This is a genomic window from Tenacibaculum discolor, assembly GCF_003664185.1.
Classification (GTDB): Bacteria; Bacteroidota; Bacteroidia; order Flavobacteriales; family Flavobacteriaceae; genus Polaribacter; species Polaribacter discolor.
On sequence record NZ_RCCS01000008.1, the window covers coordinates 223,139 to 240,358 of the forward strand.

Sequence of the window (17,220 nt, forward strand, 5' to 3'; positions counted from 1 at the left end):
CAATTGGGGGAATTAATTAATCAAGTTCTTAAGTTATGTATTCTATTTTATCTGTACGATTGCTTTACGATCGTAAAAGGCTCCGTTTAAATTTGTATTGTACATTTTTATAGCTTCTGTTCTATCTGTTGTTTTAAAAATGTAAACATGCATAAATCCTGTTTTTGGATCTACAAAATAATCTGCATCTATATCATCATTTCGTAATTCATCTACATTTCTATCTGCTAATGCTTTTTTTGAGTTAACATATACTCTTAAATAGTATCCTGGTTCTACTCCTTCAGCCTCCATTGGGTAAACTTTGGCTGGCGGTTGTGTTTTAGGTTCTTCATAGCTACTCAGTGAGCCTCCTAAAGTAATTTTAACCACATAGACAGGATCTTTTGTTGCTTTTTTAACTTTTATGGTTGAATTATCTTTCTTCTCATCATTCTTTTCAAATAATCGAGTTTTATCATTAAAATTATCAACCTCTTCTTCTGCATCTTCTTCTTTTGCAAACCTATCGAGGTAAACATAATATAACTTTTTCTTAGGCTCAAATACATATTTTGCTTCAATATCTAATCGAGACCATTTATCTATTAGCGCTTCTGCATTTTCTTTACTTCTAAACTGGTCAGAAACTACATAATACATTGTACCTCCACCGCCTGAGCGTGTTATTGTACTCTTACGCCATGGTGTATTTGATCTTCTTTTTAACGAAGTATCTTTTGCTTGAACTGTATCTTTTATTATTACAGTATTTGTAGTTGTTTTTGGCGCTGGTTGATTTTTCAATAAACGTAATACTTCATCAACCTTTTTATTTAAAATATCAATAGAATCTTGCGCTTTTTGAATTTCATCAGATAAATCGTTGTGTTCTGGATTTTTATATTCAATTTCTTTCTTTGGAGCTCGTTCTGGAAGGTTTACTTTTACGTTACCAGTTCTTCTTTTAGGACGCTCTCTTGTAAACGATTTTTTTCCAAAATTATAAATCAACCCTATTTCATTAGTTGCAGCAAAACTGCTCTTTTCATAGGTAAAACCAATTGCTAACTTATCAGACAAGTTTACTCCAACACCTGCTGAGATACCGTACGTTTTATCATAACCTGCTTTTACCCAACCTGCTTTAGGTAAATCTACAATAGCATTTGCTCCATAACCAAATTCGCCATCTCCTGGCTTTCTTGCCATTGCTAACATTCGTATATCAGCTCCTTCAAAAAGTCCTTTTGCATAGGTTAATTCATGTGAATACATTAAATGCCCTGAAAATGTTTTTTCTCCAAAAGAAGTAGCCATTTCACTCTTTTTCAAGTTAAAATCTACTAGATTCTCAAAAAATACTCCTACATCAAACTTTCCAATAGATAATGTTATAGCTGGTTGAAAATTAACGATAGGAAGATCTTGGTAATTTGAAATTTGAGGATCTGGTTCTGCTGAATTTACCTTTAAACCATCTGCACTTCTTCTACTATACAGGAAGTTAAATCCAAAAGTTAAATCCATCGTTTCATTTAACTGTAAACGGTGCGCATAGTTAGCTAAGGCACCGAAATCTTTAAAAACTCCAACTTCTTGTTGATAAATAGCAAGACCTGCTCCTACATTTTCCCGCATTTTTCCTGAGTATGTAGCCAAATATAATCTTGGATTATCTTCAAATTCTACATTACTATTTCTTACGATTGCAGAAAGCGATGTTTTATTTTCTCTTAACGCAGAAAAAGTCGGCACGGTTAAAAAGCGATTAAACTTCATGAAATTACGTGAACTAAAGCTACTATATTGCTGTTCACCACCAGAAAATTGTGCTTGTACCACAAACACATTTAATACTAAAATAATAAGTAAAGTAATTTTTCTAATCATCTAAAATTTAATCTATTACTGATATCGTCCCTGCTTTAATCAGCTTGCCCTCTCTAATAATCTTATAATAAAATATTTTTTGATTGCCTAAACTCTCTACAGGCCAATCGTTTTTGTAATCAGTTGTTTTTAAAATTTCTTTTCCCCCTGAATTATACAATATTATCTCCACACTAGGCTGATATGCATATGAATTTGACAATTTCCAAGTATCATTAATTCCATCTTGGTTAGGAGACACAATATTAGGCACTATAATTTGTCCATCAGGTTCTACTACTTCTATTGTCTTATATAATGTACAGTTACCTACTTTTACTTGCACTGTATAAAAACCTAATTCAGTTACCTCTAACTGTTCTGTTGTTGACAACAAAGCTCCTGAAGTATCTTCTCCTTGATACCATTCGTAATTTTCTCCACCAGCTGCCACAACTATAGCTGAACCGCCCTCTTCCAACACAACAATTTCTGATGGAGTAACTGTTACTGCTGAATCATCAAAAGGAATTACATTTATAGGTGCTAATTCATTACTACAGCTTGAATCTGAATATTGTAACACATACTCACCTACTTCAGTTACTACTAATGTTTGAGGGTCTGAAGGGGTTACATCTTCATCCCCATCTTTTATCCATTGATAAGTATAACTCATATTAAAGTTATCTATTGTGTAAACAATAGAAGAACCTGCACACAAAGAATTTGAAGTTGATGTAGAAGATACCTGAGGTACCTCTACTAACTTTACATCAATAGCATTAGAATCACCACTCTTTCCAGTATTTGTGCTTACTGTTAATATATATGAACCATTATCAGCATATGAATTGACAGTATACTCTTCACTTGTTCCTCCTGTAGAAACTCCATCTTTTTTCCAGTCAAAGTTTAGCATCGCTATTTGATCGGAAGTTAAATCATACTCGTTTCCATCTTCTGCTATAGCTTTTACACCTACCATACTTAACTTAGTAGTAGCTGAATTACACTCTTCATAATCTGTAGCAGTTCTAATTACTACATTAAGTGAATCTACAGCTAATAATACAAACTCCTCTGAATCAACTACTGCATCACAAGCCGACCCTGTACTTTTTGTAACTCTTGCAAAGTAAGTTCCTGCTGTTGTTGCATCAATACATAATTGATCTTGTACTGCTGTTCCTAATGTTTGTCCGTTTCTAAACCATTCAATAGTTACATCTTCAACAGGTGTAGCATCATGACTTATACACAGCTCTTTTGATTCTCCAAATAATATAACTCTTTTCAGTGCACCTTCATTAGTTACCGTATATCCTGCATCTGTTTGTTGTTGTAGTACAACATCATTTGAAACTGTAGTACATGTTCCTGCTTCTATTTCTAAACGGTATGTACCAAATTGCCCTACAGTTGGTGTAGTATATGTTGGGTCGTTTGAAGATTGTTTTAATTCGTCATCTAAATACCAATTATATACATAAGTAGTATTGGTAGCATTTGCTTCAAATGTATGAGATTGGTCTCCACAAATTTCAATAGTCGAAGCCCCTTTAATTTGCGTATCTGCCCCACTAAGACCATCAACGGTTAAAAACTTTGATTTTGGCCCCCCACAAAAACCATAATCTACTACTACAAAATATTTTCCTGTCTCTGTAATAGTGTATTTTGGCTCTTGAGTAGTTACTACTAACTCGTCTATACCATCAACTCTTCTATACCATAAATACTCTCTATTTACATCAGTATCTAAAAAAACTTCTCTTGATTCACCATTACACAATGTAAAATTATTACCATTATTTATAGATAACTCACCTTCTGTAAACATATCATAATACGCTTCAAACGAAGCTGTTTGTACTGTTTGTACAGGATTGCTCGTAGTTACACGTATTACATAGTTCTTTCCATAAGTTCCTTCTTGCAACTGAAAACTGATATTATCCATACCTTGACCTTTGTTATAGTCATTTGCAGCTGTACTGATAAGTGTTCTTAACGTTTTTACTTTAGAAGAATCTGAAAAAGATCCATTTTCATCGGAAAGTTCTATTGTAAAAGTATTAGTATCTTCAAAAATTCCAGTAAAACTTATATCTAAAGAATAATCTGTCCCTCCTACTTGATCACAAAGAGATCTATTACTCACCCCCACTAAATCATTAACAACGACGCTTTCAAGCACTTGAGCGCTTGAATTTATACACAGTAGAAATGATGCTAAAAGTAATAATATGCTTTTAGTGCTTCTTTTCATTTAAGGGATTCTTTTAAGGGTGTCAAATTTATAGTTTTTCTTAACAAAACTATAATAAAACTAATAAAATTAATAGGGAAATATATAAAATCTATTTTTAACAGGCAACTAAAGTTTTTTTCTCTATTAAAACATCTTAGTTTTTCATCGTAAATCTATACTAGCCAACACATTAAAACCACATCGATGGCTAGTTCTTTTTGAGCTAATAAACTCGCTACCTATATTAAAATTCTAATGTATATTTGCTATCTATTTTTTTGAATCATGACAAAGAAAATCACCATAGCCATTGACGGTTTTTCATCTACAGGAAAAAGCACTATAGCAAAGCAATTAGCCAAAGAATTAACCTATATTTATGTTGATACAGGCGCTATGTATAGAGCTGTAACTTTATATGCTATGCAGCATAATTATATTTCTGAAAATCATTTTAATTCAGAAAAGTTAATTGCTGACTTACATAATATTTCTTTGTCTTTTACATTTAATGAAGAACTTGGTTTTGCTGAAATGTTTTTAAACGGAACCAATGTTGAAAGAGAAATTAGAACCATTGAAGTTTCTAAATTCGTAAGTAAAGTTGCTGAAGTTTCTGAAATTAGAAAAAAGTTAGTTCGTGAGCAGCAGGAAATGGGTAAAAACAAAGGGATTGTTATGGATGGTCGCGATATTGGAACTGTAGTTTTTCCTGATGCTGAATTAAAATTATTTATGACTGCTTCTGCCGACAAACGCGCTACGCGTCGCTACAAAGAATTATTAGATCGTGGTGATAATGTAAATTATGAAGAAATTTTACAAAATGTACAAGAGCGAGACAGAATAGATTCTACCCGAGAAGATTCTCCTTTAGTTATGGCAGACGATGCTATTGAGTTTGATAATTCTGATATGGGACTTAAAGAACAATTTGAACGTATTATGAGTTTAGTTAACGCTAGAATTCAATAAAAACTACTTTTAATTATTAGTATAATAAACCCACAAGAATTTTGTGGGTTTATTTTTGCTTTTTTTATGTAAAGTTGTAAATTTCTTACATGAAAAATCTTCGAAAAATAATCAACGTTACTCAAATACGAAAAGCTGACGAACACACTATTACTAAAAAAGGAATTACCTCTTTTGCTTTGATGGGGCAAGCATCTTTAGCGTTTGTAAAAGCCATTGAGCCTTTATTAAATCGCTCTCTAAAAATTGCCATTGTTAGTGGTGTTGGAAATAATGGTGGTGATGGATTTGCTATTACCAGAATTTTAAGAAGTAAAAAATATACTGTACAACCTTTTTTAATTCAGTTTAAAGATACACTTAGCCCAGATTGTGATATTAATTTTCAAAAGCTTGATGATACCATTACTATAAAGTCTATTAGTGAAGTTCCTGATTTTTCTGAATATGACGTGATTATTGATGCTATTTTTGGTTTTGGACTTTCCAAACCAATTACTGGTTTTATAAAACATGTTATTGAAAGCATTAATAATGCTAAAAAAACTGTGTATGCTGTTGATGTTCCTTCAGGATTATATTGTGACAAGTTACCTGATTCAGAAACTGTTGTACAGGCAGATTTAGCCGTAAGTTTTCAACGACCAAAATTTTCTTTCTTTTTTCCTGAAAATGGAACGTTTGTAAAAAATTGGAAAACGGTTGATATTGGCTTAGATGAAGATTTTATTCAGCAACAAGAGAGCAACTATTACATTCTAAACGAAAAAATTACTGATCTTTTAATATCTCGAACTCGCCAATCTCACAAAGGAAATTATGGTCATGCAATGTTAATAGCTGGTTCTTACGGAAAAATGGGTGCTGCCGTACTATCTTCTAAAGCTTGCTTACGAAGTGGTGCAGGCTTGTTAACTAGTTATATACCTAAGTGCGGGTATCAAATTATACAATCTTCTATTCCAGAAGCAATGTGCCTAACCGATGAGAATGAAGAATTCGTGACCCAACTCCCAGAAATTTTTAAATACGACATTCTCGGGATAGGTCCTGGAATAGGTGTTAACGAAAAAACGACACAACTTGTGAAAAAATTAGTATCGGAAAGTAATAGTCCGTTAGTAATAGATGCCGATGCTATTAATATTATTGCTCAAAACGAAGAATTAAAATCGTTACTTCCTAAAAACTCTATCTTAACTCCACATATTAAAGAGTTTGATAGATTGGTTGGAAAATCTGACACCTCAACTGAACGTTTTCAGAAACAACTTGAGTTTTCTGCAAAACATCAATGCATCGTAGTTTTAAAAAATGCATATACTGTGATTTCTTCTCCTGAAGGAAACTTATACTTCAACACTTCTGGAAACCAAGGAATGGCAACAGGGGGCAGCGGTGATGTACTCACAGGAATCATAACTGGATTATTAGCACAAAACTACACTCCTTTACACGCCGCTTTGTTAGGCGTATTTTTCCACGGAAAAGCAGGTGACGAAGCCGCTTGTAAAAAAGGATACAAAGCGTTAATTGCTTCTGATATTATTGATGCTTTACGAATAGAAAAAAGTTAGTTGTCTTTAGAAAATGTTTGGATTAGTGTTGCTAATAACATTACTAATCCACATCCTAAAGCATTTAACCATAAATAAGGTAGCAAGTCAATATACCAAACTACTATAATAATTAATTGTGTAATTATTGCTGCAACAAATACCGCATTCCCTTTTACATATTTTATAAAAAAGGCTAATAAGAATATCCCTAGCACGTTTCCGTAAAAAATGGAACCTATAATATTTACGAGTTGAATTAAATTATCAAATAAATTAGCTACACAGGCGACTAAAATTGCTAAAATCCCCCAACCTAAAGTGAACCATTTTGACATTTTCACATAATGCTCTTCACTATATTCTATTTTGGTATTGCGTTTGTACAAGTCAATTGCTGTCGTACCTCCTAAAGCGTTTAATTCAGATGCTGTAGAAGACATGGCTGCTGATAAAATTACTGCTAATAATAGACCTATTAATCCTTTGGGTAAATTATTTAGAATAAAGTGAATAAACACATAATCTTTATCGTTTGTTTCTACTAACGGATCTACTTCTGAAATAATAGTTTTCGCCTCTTCCTTTAGTATCTTATCTTGTTCATTAAACTCTTGAATCTGTGCTACATTATCAGGAGTTAACCCTTCAAAAATCAGCGCTTTTTTTCTTCCTTCAATAAAACGATGTTGCTCTTCTAATTTTACATATTGTTCTATTGTTTCAAGGTTGGAATTTGCTATTGCTTCTCCTGATTTTGGGTTAAAATTTAATGGTGACGGATTAAACTGATAAAATACAAACACCATTACTCCTACTAACAGAATAAAAAACTGCATCGGTACTTTTAACAGCCCATTAAAAATCAATCCTAATTGACTCTCTCTTAATGATTTCCCTGATAAATAGCGCTGTACTTGGCTTTGATCAGTTCCGAAGTAAGATAGCATTAAAAATGTTCCTCCTAAAATACCTGTCCAAACAGTATAACGGTTATTTAAATCCCAAGAAAAGTCTAGCACTTTCATTTTATCAGAAGCACCTGCAATTTCTAGTGCTTTGGTAAATGTAATATCGTCTGGTAAATATTGTAATATCAAGTAAAAAGCAACAAACATTCCTGCGAAAATTACAGCCATTTGTTGTTTTTGAGTAACACTTACTGCTTTAGTTCCTCCTGAAACGGTGTAAATAATTACCAAAACACCTATTATTATATTTAGCGTAACTAAATCCCAACCTAAAACTGCTGACAAAATAATAGCTGGGGCAAAAATGGTAATTCCTGCAGCTAATCCACGTTGAATTAAAAACAGAATTGCAGTTAAGGTTCGAGTTTTTTGATCGAACCTTCCCTCTAAATATTCGTAAGCTGTGTAAACTTTTAATCGGTGATAAATAGGAATAAACACCAAACAGATAATTACCATTGCTATTGGTAACCCGAAGTAAAACTGTACAAAGCCCATTCCGCTATGGAACGCTTGTCCTGGAGTAGATAAAAAAGTAATGGCACTGGCTTGTGTTGCCATAACCGACAAACCAATCGTCCACCATTTACTTTCGTTTCCTCCTTTTATATAATCTTCTACATTTTTACTTCCTCTGGTTTTCCAAGCTCCATATAAAACAATAAACAATAAGGTTATTGAAAGAACAATCCAATCTACTATTTGCATGGTTTATTTTGTATATATGTTAGTGATTATATAAAATAACACGATGTATACTAAATTAGCCACTAAGACTAATGTGTATTCTTTTTTCCATACATACTTTTTATCCATACTTTGTTTGTTTATTAGTTGATTATTGTTTTGGTTTCTCGTAAAAACTATTGGCTAAAGATGCTTTGTTTAACAAAGGCATTTTAAACTGAATTGGTTCTCTTGCTGGTTCTGTTGGTTGCCCGTTTTCATCTTTAGCATACCAAGTTATGGATTTTGGCAACAACAAACCGTTAACATTTTCCCAATCGTTGTATCTTATAATTTTATACGCATCTGTTGGTTCTTTACTAAAAAAGGTAACCGTATACCCTAACCAAGCCATTTGTTTTGTTTCTGGATGGTAAAATATAAAATAATTATCATCTGGTGAAGTTCCAACGTTGGCTTTGTATGAAATTTTTATTCCTGGGTAGGTTACTCCTTTATAAATTAGTGGATTTGTTTCTGAATATACAATACCATCATCTGCTAACACAAAAGGCATTGCATAGAAATAAAAATATAGGTTATAATAAAACTCAGGATTCCCTTTAAAAGCTGTTGAATCTTGTTGTTGTAACCACACTTCTTTTCCGTCAAATCCTAAAGAATATTCTGGTGAATTTACTACTGTTTTTCGTGAATGTAAATCTGTCGTATGCTCTTCATTTTTTAGTGTGAATGACAATGTTTTCATTTTCTTCCATTGTTCAATTCCTCCATGTTTTTTTAAAACCTCTTCTAAAGCTTTTGGATATTTTAACGTTGCTACTTCTTCTTTTTTACTTGTTTCCTTTTTAACTTCTTTTTTACATGCTATTGAAACAAGAGTTATAGCTATTAGTACTCGTATTTTTTTCATGATAATTGATTTGTTCTAATTGGTCGAAACTGCCACTAAAAATTACAGTAAAAATAAAAAACTCTCTAAAATACATTTAGAGAGTTTGATGTTAACTATAAAAATTGAATGAATTATTCATCCGTTAAGGCTTCCATAAAAGCTATTAGGTCTTTAATTTCTTTTTCTGACAAATTCAATTTATCTGATGGTAACGTTTGATTTGGAACTTTATATCCTAATCCTTGTCCACCACCTTTATTATAAAAATCAACTACTTGTTCTAAGGTTTCATATACCCCATTATGCATATAGGGAGCCGTTTTGGATACATTACGAACGGTAGAAGTTTTGAAAAAGTATTTTCGTTCTTCAGTTTTAAATATATTATAGGCACCTAAATCATCATCTAACTCTGTTTCTTCTAAATTTGGAACTCCTATAGACTCTACCTCAGTCTCAGTAAAATTAGGTGGAACTGTTCCATTAAACACAGGTGGAAAGTGGCAGGTCGCACATTTTGCTTTTCCCATAAAAAGGTTAAAACCATTTATTTCAGAAGTTGTTAAGGTGTTTTCTTTATTATTAATGTTTTTATCAAACTTTGAACTAAAGTCTCCTAAACTTCTAATGTAATTTGCCATCGCGTTTCTGATATTAAAATCAGTTACTTCTCCATATAAATCAGTAAATGATTTTGTATATACACTATCACTTTTTACAGTTTCTGTCAAATTTTCTAAATTGGTATGAAACTCATTTTTATTTTCAACAACTCCAACAATTTGTCCTTCTAAACTTCCCGCTCTTCCATCATGAAAAAAAGTTTGTTGATAAGCTGCATATGGTAATGTTGGTGTATTTCTTTTTTGCTTCGGAAAAGTTGCTAATCCATCAGTAAAAGCTTTATCCTTAATATGACAAGTAGCACAGCTCATAACGCCATTTTTTGATAGGCTTTTATCATTAAATAACTTTTTTCCTAAAGCTATTTTCTCATCAGACATAGCTTTCTCTAACTGATGATAGTCATTAAAAAAATCAACATTAAATGTTTCTTTTGAAAATAATGAAGTAATGTTATTATTGAACGCCATAGTTAATGGAAATTTTACTTTCCAATCTTCTGAGGTTTTTACCAACAGCTCTAATTGTTTATGTATATGATTTCTTATAAAATCATAGCGATTAAACGACTCAAAATCATCTTTTTGTAATACTTTTTGAGCTATTTGTAACTCATTTACAAAATTGCTATATAAATTGTCTTTTGAAAACTCACTTTCATACGTATTTATAATAAAAAAAAAGGTTTCGTAATTTGTTTTTGCTTCTATTAATGATTGTTCTAATACTGGTGAGTCAAAACCTGTAATTCCTACCAAAGCTATACGAGCAATTTGATCGCGTAACAACCACAAAATATGATGCTTTTTTAAATACAACGTATTGTTTGCCGCTATTAGTTTAAGTCTATTTTTGGTTATATTTACAGCATCTTTTAAAGCAATAACCTCAACTTCATTTTCATGCAACAACTCTTCTATAACCTGAAAACCAAAAGGGTTTCTTATGTTTATGTTTGTAGCATCTTCTTCATCTATTCTTAAAAGATTAGGGCTATTTAAACTCTTATAATTTTCTTTATCAACAAATGATAAAATAGGTTCAATTAACTTAAACTCTCTTCTTGCTAATTTGTATTTTTTTAGTTTTTCTGAGACCTCATCAACAGCATTAATTTCTTCTAAATTTGAAATACAGCTGTCAAGATGTTTTGAATAGTATTCCTGAACTCTAGCTACTAAAGCTTGATTATCAACTTTTGTATAACTCGCTGTTTTTTCTTGTTTACAACTAATTATAGATACTAGAAAAAGACACATGATAACATGTGCCTTTTTTATTTTTTTAAAATTGTTTGTCATTATCTATCTAATCCTTGAACTACATATAATTGACTTCCTTCCTTTCTTGTTTCTGCTGCGTCATTTGCCATAGGATCAGTAAACGCTCCTCCGTCGGCAGGTTCCCAACCATGATTTTGAGTAATTAATAAAAATGTATTGCTTACTCCGATAGTTTCAGAAATATCAATCATTCCTGTAATTTCCCAAGCTTTATCTTGATAAGATGCTCCATAACCTTTAGCAGATGCTGCAACTTGGTCACACTCTAACACCTTCTTTAACTCTCCAGTTTTTAAGTTGTATTGATATAAACTAGCTGCATGATTCTTTTCTCCATCAAAATATCCGTTTGGATCTTCTTGAATATATGCATAGTTTTCAGTTACTACAATATTATCAGGGCTATGGAAAAGTTTTGCTTTACCATCTAACTTATCACCATCTAATACACATGTAATTTTAGCTGTTCCAGTAGGGTCGTTTTCATTTAACTCTACTTTATAAACACGTCCATAAATAGTTCCTTTTCCTACTAAACCTTCTTTTTTACGACCTGTTACACAAAAATAAATTTCACGATTGTTTTTAGCTGAACCTCTTCTCCAATCAATATCTTCTAAACGAGAGAATCCCATCACTCCTTTTTCTTTAGCTTCAGCATCTAATAAATCGATATTCTTTTCAGTTAACTCAACAAAAGAAGCGTTATAAGTTGTACCCTCTTTCATATCTACTTCATAAGTAATACCTTCATCAGTTATTTTTAAACCATATAATTTACCTCCTTCTAAATCTCCTCTATCTCCTACATACATTCCTAATTGCCCTGAAGGAACCATATTATCTCCATGATCATCACCTATAAATACAACTGTTTTATCAGTATAAGCCTCTTTACTTAATGGCACTGCATTTTCAGTAACCCATTGCCCCATAGCTGTCAACATTCTTGGAGAACTTGCCGCTGAAGCTTCTTTAAAAGGATCGGTAGCAAAAACCCCTTGAGGTCCATCTCCCCATTCTCCTCCTGATAAATATAAAGGACCAAAACCATGTTCTTCTTGTGTTATTAACGTCCCTGAACATTGAGCAGAACCTCCTGTTGCTATAGCGTTTAAAATATACTCACCATGAACTGGTTTAAAAGTTTTATCTAATTTAATACGAGCAATAGAGTAATCTGCCTCAATATTATTTATTAAAGTATAAGTACCATCTGAGTTTCTCATTAATCCAGCCCCATCAGCCATAGAACCATACACAAAGTTTGGAGTATCTTCTAATTTATCTTCAGATGATAATAAAGGAAAAATGTTTACTCCAGAAAACTCTGATTCTAATTTTAAGAAGTTGGGAGTTTTAGAATGTGCTTTTAATTCTATTGAATCTCCATGGTTAGGTGTACTATCAGAGTCACACGATGTTAAAGCTATTGCACTACAAACACCTAAGAACCCTAATTTAAGTAAGTTTTTCATTATTCTGTTAATTTTTGTTTTATACCCGCAAATCAACAACACTAACTTTAAGAAGTTCTTAGCTGTAGTTTAAATCTATCTCATCAAAAAGTTATTAACTTTAACTAAACTTAAACAACTCTAAACAACAATTTTCGTAAAATCCTGTAAACACTAGTTATTACCGTTACAGTCCTTAACCATCTCTTAACTTACTTAACTCATATTACTTCTTGGTACACCTCTTTTTCTAACAAAAAAAAGAGCACCTTTAAAAGGTACTCTTAGTTTGCATCAAATTTTTACTTTGGTTAGAGTAAAAAAGTCATTTTGTTTTTCTTTTTCTTCATAGAACTCTCCCTACGACGTGATATAATTCCCCATTTTATATCTTAACCTTATTGAAGGTTTAAATTTTAACCGAGACAAAAATAAACCGTCTAATTTTCTTTTTGGTAAGTCAGTGACTTACTTTTAGTAAGTCACTGACTTACTTTTTCATCAAAATGGAGTAAAAAAGGTCCTAAAAGCTAAAAATATTGTTAAAACAATAATTATTTAAAATTTTATATATTTACTTTTCATGAAAAAAATGAATTTACATATAGCACAAGAGCTTGTAAGCTTAACATGTGGTTTTCGCGGGAATCCTGATGAAGGAATCTTTCGAAACAGGACGTTGTATGTTAATTATAATGAAAACTCAAATATGATTTGATTATAAAAACTAATAATATATAAAGCGTCCAATTAATTTTGGACGCTTTTTTTTATATTTTTTTTGAAAAATGGAATTTTAATTTAAAACATACTAAAAACTCTTAATTGAACTCTAAGACACTAACGTACAAAACGTTACAAAAACACTACTTATCTGGATATTATCCGGACAGCCCCCTCTTACCTTAAAACTAACACAAATATTTGATTATCAATACATTAAACAATAAAAACACTTGTTTTATTGTAAAGTTTTCATATATTTGTACCATACTTATTAAGTTATACTTAATTAGTATTATTAATAAATAATAATTAAAAACTATGATATTAACTAACATAAACAGAAGTATCAGCTTAGCTTACAGAAAAGGAGCTGGTTACAAAACAAAAAAAGACAAGGATGTTTATTGTGGAGCAAAATATTTAATGAGGAATTAGCAATTATTCTACACTTATATATAACACAAAAGCGTCTTTTTAAAAAAGACGCTTTTTTTTTATTAAAAAACACATTTTTAACAAGTTAAAACTTGTATAATTCGTTTTTTTTCACTATATTAAGGAGACAAAATAAATGCTATGAAAACATTAAAATTGCACATACTAAATGAAAAAGGACGTTTACTCATTAAACAAGAGCGCTTACTAAAATCATCTTCATTATCAATAATGTTGTCACTATTTTAGAATCAGAAATCAACTAGCGTTCATTCAAAAAATTGCAAACGCTTCCTTTATGACAAAGTAGAATTCCCTGAAGTCTGTTGTACTCAATAGGCCTTAGTAGTAACGCATCTTCATGAATTGATGTTTCTATCAATTTAATTCTACCTACTACCCAAACACTTGGGTTAGATGACTATTGCCTCATTTAAAAAATGATGTAATACACACGAAAATTTATTTCGATGCTATACGAGCTGCACATGCGGCTAGGAAAACTATTGTCAAAATTTAAAAATTGAAATTATGAGAACTTTGAAATTTACACTACTAATAAGCATGTTATTTTTGTTAACCACAAGTTGTACAGACTTAACAGAAGATATTGTACCAAACAACAACGATAATCATATAGAACTAGTTTCAGGAACAAATCATCCTCCATACTCAGATGGAGATACAGGTGGTACTGGAAACGATAATGATGGAGGTAAAGGAAACTAACCTTTATTAATAAACCAAGCCTTTAACTCTTGTTAAGGGCATTTTTTTTAGATTTGTTTACTTTATAATATATAAGATGATAAAAGATATTATTCTATTTTTTTTGTTAATTCTATTCTCTGAAAATTGCTTAGGAAACAACGTCACCTTTAAATTAGTTCAGAACGATAGTATTAATATTTGGATTAATAATTCCAGAAATAAAAAATTGGAAGTTAATGACAAAAAGAAACTCCTTTTTAAGGCATATCAAAATATATCAAACTACAATTTAAACAAACCTCTTGAATTAAGCTCTATAGCTTATGAATATTATAAACTAAAAGATACATCATTATTTAAAGAAGTTAATAATAAAGCTATAAAAACTTCTCGAAAACAAAAAAACTATTATGCTCTAGGTGATGCTTATTGGAATTTTGCTACATATTATGTTAGAAAACAAAACTACCCTAAGGCTTACTATCATTTTAACAAAGGCTATGACGCTTTTGATAAAGGAGGCCATAAATACGAAAAAGGAAGAATGTTATTTGGCATGGCTCACATTAAAGGAAGGTATAGAGATTACTATGGAGGAGAAAACTTGACCATTAAAGCTATTGAAATTTTTAAACTTCTAAACAAAAACAAAGATCTTTATATTTCTTACAACCAACTTGCATTATTACAAGTTGACGTTAAAGAATATGATAAAGCTTTATTTTATTACAATAAATCTCTTGATTACTTTTCTAAAGTAAAAGATAAAAAGAATGTCTATTTAGGCAGTTATAACAACATAGGTAATATATTCAGAGAAAGAGGTAATTATAAAGATGCAATCAAAACTTATAAAAAAGATTTAGATAAAAAAATAAAACCTCTTCATTATGCTACCCTTATTGACAACATAGCATACACTAAACTTCTTCTAAAAGACACCACAGAACTTGAAAAATCTTTTTTTAAAGCTTTAACTATTAGAGATAGTTTAGGTAATAAAACTGCTATTTTGGCTTCAAATATTCATATTTCAGATTATTACAAATACATAAAAGACACTATTAAAGCAATACATTATGCTAAAAAGGCTAATAACTTAGCTAAAGAGTTAAAAAATGGTAGTGAGTATTTAACCTCTTTAAAACAACTTGCCAATTTAGACAAACAAAATTCTAAAAAATACTTAGATCGCTATATAGAGTTTAACGATAGTTTAATTAGTGCTGAGCGAAGAATACAAAATAAGTTTACTCGTATTGAGTTTGAAACAGATGAATATATTGAAGAAACGGAGCGTTTAAGTCAACAACGTATATGGATTATTGTAACTAGTTTTGCAGGCCTATTAGTTCTAAGCCTACTATATTTTTTACGTGTACAAAAAGTAAGAAATGAAAAATTAAAACTAGAGGCGGAACAACAAAAAGCTAATGAAGAAGTGTATGTATTAACACTACAACAACAGGCTAAATTAGAAGAAGAGCGTGTTAACGAACGTAACCGTATTTCTGCAGAACTTCATGATGGTGTTTTAGGGAAACTTTTTGGTACTCGTGTTAATCTAGGCTTCTTGGCAATGCAAATGAAACCTGAAACTCAAGAAAAACATCAGGCTTTTTTAGATGAGTTACAAGAAATAGAAAAGGAAATTAGAGATGTTTCCCACAGGTTAAGTGATAATTTTGATAGTGCTAATATTAATTTTACAACTATTTTAACTCAACTCTTAAAAGACAGAAGTACCATTGGTAACTTTAGCTATCAATTTGATTTTGATAAAACTATTCCTTGGAGTGAAATTAGTGAGGTTACAAAAGCTAATGTTTACCGTATAATACAGGAAGCTTTACAAAACATTATAAAGCATGCAAAGGCAAAAAATGTTATCTTAGACGTCTCATTTAATAAAAAAGAGCTTATTATTTCGTTAAAAGATGACGGAATTGGTTTTAATACCGAGAAAAAGAAAAAGGGAATTGGTATAAAAAACATTACAGCAAGAGTAAAAAAACTAGGTGGTAATTTAGAGTTTATTTCTAAAGAAAACCAAGGAACTACGCTTGTCATTATAACCCCTTTTAATGCAACAAATGGAAAACAAAAAGTATAACGCTTTAATAATTGACGATCACCCCTTAATATCAGAAGCTTATAAAAGCGCTTTTACTTATATTGAAAGTCAAGGTGAAAACATTTCTTTTCAGGTACAAATAGCAAATAATTGTGGTGCTGCTGATGAAATTATAGAGACATACTCCTCTTCTAATCAACCAATTGAAATTATCTTTTTAGATATTAGCCTCCCTCCTATGGAAGAAAAAGGTATTTTATCTGGTGAAGATTTAGGTTTGATTATAAATGAAAAACTACCTGAATCTAAAATTATCATTTCTACTACTTTTAATGATAATTACCGAGTACACAGTATTTTAAAAAATGTAAATCCTGATGGTTTTTTAGTTAAAAACGACATTACTCCTGTAGAATTAGTACATGCTATTAAAGAAGTTCTTAGCGACCCTCCATATTACAGTAAAACTGTAATGAAAATGATGAGAAGTCAAGTTTCTAATGAGTACTTTTTAGATGATTTAGATAGAAAAATCTTGTATGAATTATCTATTGGTAATCGTGTAAATAAATTACCTAATATTCTTCCATTATCATTAGCTGCTGTTCAAAAAAGAAAACGACAAATGGCTAAAGTGTTTGGGGTTGACAATTCTGATGATCGTGATTTAATTTTAATAGCAAAAGAAAAAGGATTCTTATAAGAACCCTTTTTCACTATT

The 17,220-nt window shown here is 31.0% G+C and carries 11 protein-coding genes; 5 read left to right on the forward strand and 6 right to left on the reverse strand.

The window, feature by feature from the left end:
• Nucleotides 1–42: 42 nt before the first annotated feature.
• Together C8N27_RS11515 and C8N27_RS11520 are read right to left on the reverse strand one after the other, a co-directional pair.
• On the reverse strand, nt 43–1,872 hold the full coding sequence (locus C8N27_RS11515; protein ID WP_121147489.1) for a PorP/SprF family type IX secretion system membrane protein: 1,830 nt from the start codon (nt 1,870–1,872) through the stop codon (nt 43–45).
• Between the two features lie 7 nt (nt 1,873–1,879).
• On the reverse strand, nt 1,880–4,123 hold the full coding sequence (locus C8N27_RS11520) for a T9SS type B sorting domain-containing protein (protein ID WP_121147490.1): 2,244 nt from the start codon (nt 4,121–4,123) through the stop codon (nt 1,880–1,882).
• Nucleotides 4,124–4,390: 267 nt separating this feature from the next.
• Here C8N27_RS11520 and cmk point away from each other — a divergent pair, with 267 nt between their 5' ends.
• Both cmk and C8N27_RS11530 read left to right on the forward strand, forming a co-directional pair.
• Nucleotides 4,391–5,080: a (d)CMP kinase gene (gene cmk / locus C8N27_RS11525; protein ID WP_099213719.1), complete on the forward strand. Its 690-nt coding sequence runs from the start codon at nt 4,391–4,393 to the stop codon at nt 5,078–5,080.
• An 89-nt stretch (nt 5,081–5,169) separates the two neighbouring features.
• Nucleotides 5,170–6,657, forward strand: coding sequence for an NAD(P)H-hydrate dehydratase (locus C8N27_RS11530; protein ID WP_121147491.1), 1,488 nt, complete (start codon nt 5,170–5,172; stop codon nt 6,655–6,657).
• Here the strand turns inward: C8N27_RS11530 and C8N27_RS11535 are convergent.
• The 4 genes from C8N27_RS11535 to C8N27_RS11550 all read right to left on the reverse strand — a co-directional run bounded on the left by C8N27_RS11535 (nt 6,654) and on the right by C8N27_RS11550 (nt 12,574).
• Nucleotides 6,654–8,315: a sodium:solute symporter family protein gene (locus tag C8N27_RS11535; protein WP_099213721.1), complete on the reverse strand. Its 1,662-nt coding sequence runs from the start codon at nt 8,313–8,315 to the stop codon at nt 6,654–6,656. The two genes, C8N27_RS11530 and C8N27_RS11535, sit on opposite strands and share 4 nt — an antisense overlap.
• A gap of 130 nt (nt 8,316–8,445) precedes the next feature.
• On the reverse strand, nt 8,446–9,207 hold the full coding sequence (locus C8N27_RS11540; protein ID WP_121147492.1) for a DUF6503 family protein: 762 nt from the start codon (nt 9,205–9,207) through the stop codon (nt 8,446–8,448).
• Nucleotides 9,208–9,320: 113 nt separating this feature from the next.
• Nucleotides 9,321–11,072 (reverse strand): cytochrome-c peroxidase, encoded by a 1,752-nt coding sequence (locus C8N27_RS11545; protein WP_244174748.1) that lies wholly within the window; start codon nt 11,070–11,072, stop codon nt 9,321–9,323.
• A gap of 41 nt (nt 11,073–11,113) precedes the next feature.
• Nucleotides 11,114–12,574 (reverse strand): alkaline phosphatase PhoX, encoded by a 1,461-nt coding sequence (locus C8N27_RS11550; RefSeq protein WP_121147494.1) that lies wholly within the window; start codon nt 12,572–12,574, stop codon nt 11,114–11,116.
• Between the two features lie 1,671 nt (nt 12,575–14,245).
• Between C8N27_RS11550 and C8N27_RS15805 the strand changes: the two genes are divergently transcribed.
• The 3 genes from C8N27_RS15805 to C8N27_RS11560 all read left to right on the forward strand — a co-directional run bounded on the left by C8N27_RS15805 (nt 14,246) and on the right by C8N27_RS11560 (nt 17,202).
• Nucleotides 14,246–14,443, forward strand: a complete 198-nt coding sequence (locus C8N27_RS15805; RefSeq protein WP_147431727.1) for a hypothetical protein — start codon at nt 14,246–14,248, stop codon at nt 14,441–14,443.
• 76 nt (nt 14,444–14,519) lie between these two features.
• A complete protein-coding gene (locus C8N27_RS11555; RefSeq protein WP_121147495.1) occupies nt 14,520–16,538 on the forward strand; it encodes a tetratricopeptide repeat-containing sensor histidine kinase in 2,019 nt (672 codons plus the stop codon).
• Nucleotides 16,510–17,202 (forward strand): response regulator, encoded by a 693-nt coding sequence (locus tag C8N27_RS11560; RefSeq protein ID WP_241210183.1) that lies wholly within the window; start codon nt 16,510–16,512, stop codon nt 17,200–17,202. Before C8N27_RS11555 ends, C8N27_RS11560 begins: the two co-directional genes overlap by 29 nt.
• Nucleotides 17,203–17,220: the final 18 nt, after the last annotated feature.

Bases quoted from the DNA above. Each gene is read 5' to 3' on its own strand.
- C8N27_RS11515 (WP_121147489.1), bottom strand. From the start codon at position 1,872: ATGATTAGAAAAATTACTTTACTTATTATTTTAGTATTAAATGTGTTT.
- C8N27_RS11520 (WP_121147490.1), bottom strand. From the start codon at position 4,123: ATGAAAAGAAGCACTAAAAGCATATTATTACTTTTAGCATCATTTCTA.
- cmk (WP_099213719.1), top strand. From the start codon at position 4,391: ATGACAAAGAAAATCACCATAGCCATTGACGGTTTTTCATCTACAGGA.
- C8N27_RS11530 (WP_121147491.1), top strand. From the start codon at position 5,170: ATGAAAAATCTTCGAAAAATAATCAACGTTACTCAAATACGAAAAGCT.
- C8N27_RS11535 (WP_099213721.1), bottom strand. From the start codon at position 8,315: ATGCAAATAGTAGATTGGATTGTTCTTTCAATAACCTTATTGTTTATT.
- C8N27_RS11540 (WP_121147492.1), bottom strand. From the start codon at position 9,207: ATGAAAAAAATACGAGTACTAATAGCTATAACTCTTGTTTCAATAGCA.
- C8N27_RS11545 (WP_244174748.1), bottom strand. From the start codon at position 11,072: ATGTGTCTTTTTCTAGTATCTATAATTAGTTGTAAACAAGAAAAAACA.
- C8N27_RS11550 (WP_121147494.1), bottom strand. From the start codon at position 12,574: ATGAAAAACTTACTTAAATTAGGGTTCTTAGGTGTTTGTAGTGCAATA.
- C8N27_RS15805 (WP_147431727.1), top strand. From the start codon at position 14,246: ATGAGAACTTTGAAATTTACACTACTAATAAGCATGTTATTTTTGTTA.
- C8N27_RS11555 (WP_121147495.1), top strand. From the start codon at position 14,520: ATGATAAAAGATATTATTCTATTTTTTTTGTTAATTCTATTCTCTGAA.
- C8N27_RS11560 (WP_241210183.1), top strand. From the start codon at position 16,510: ATGCAACAAATGGAAAACAAAAAGTATAACGCTTTAATAATTGACGAT.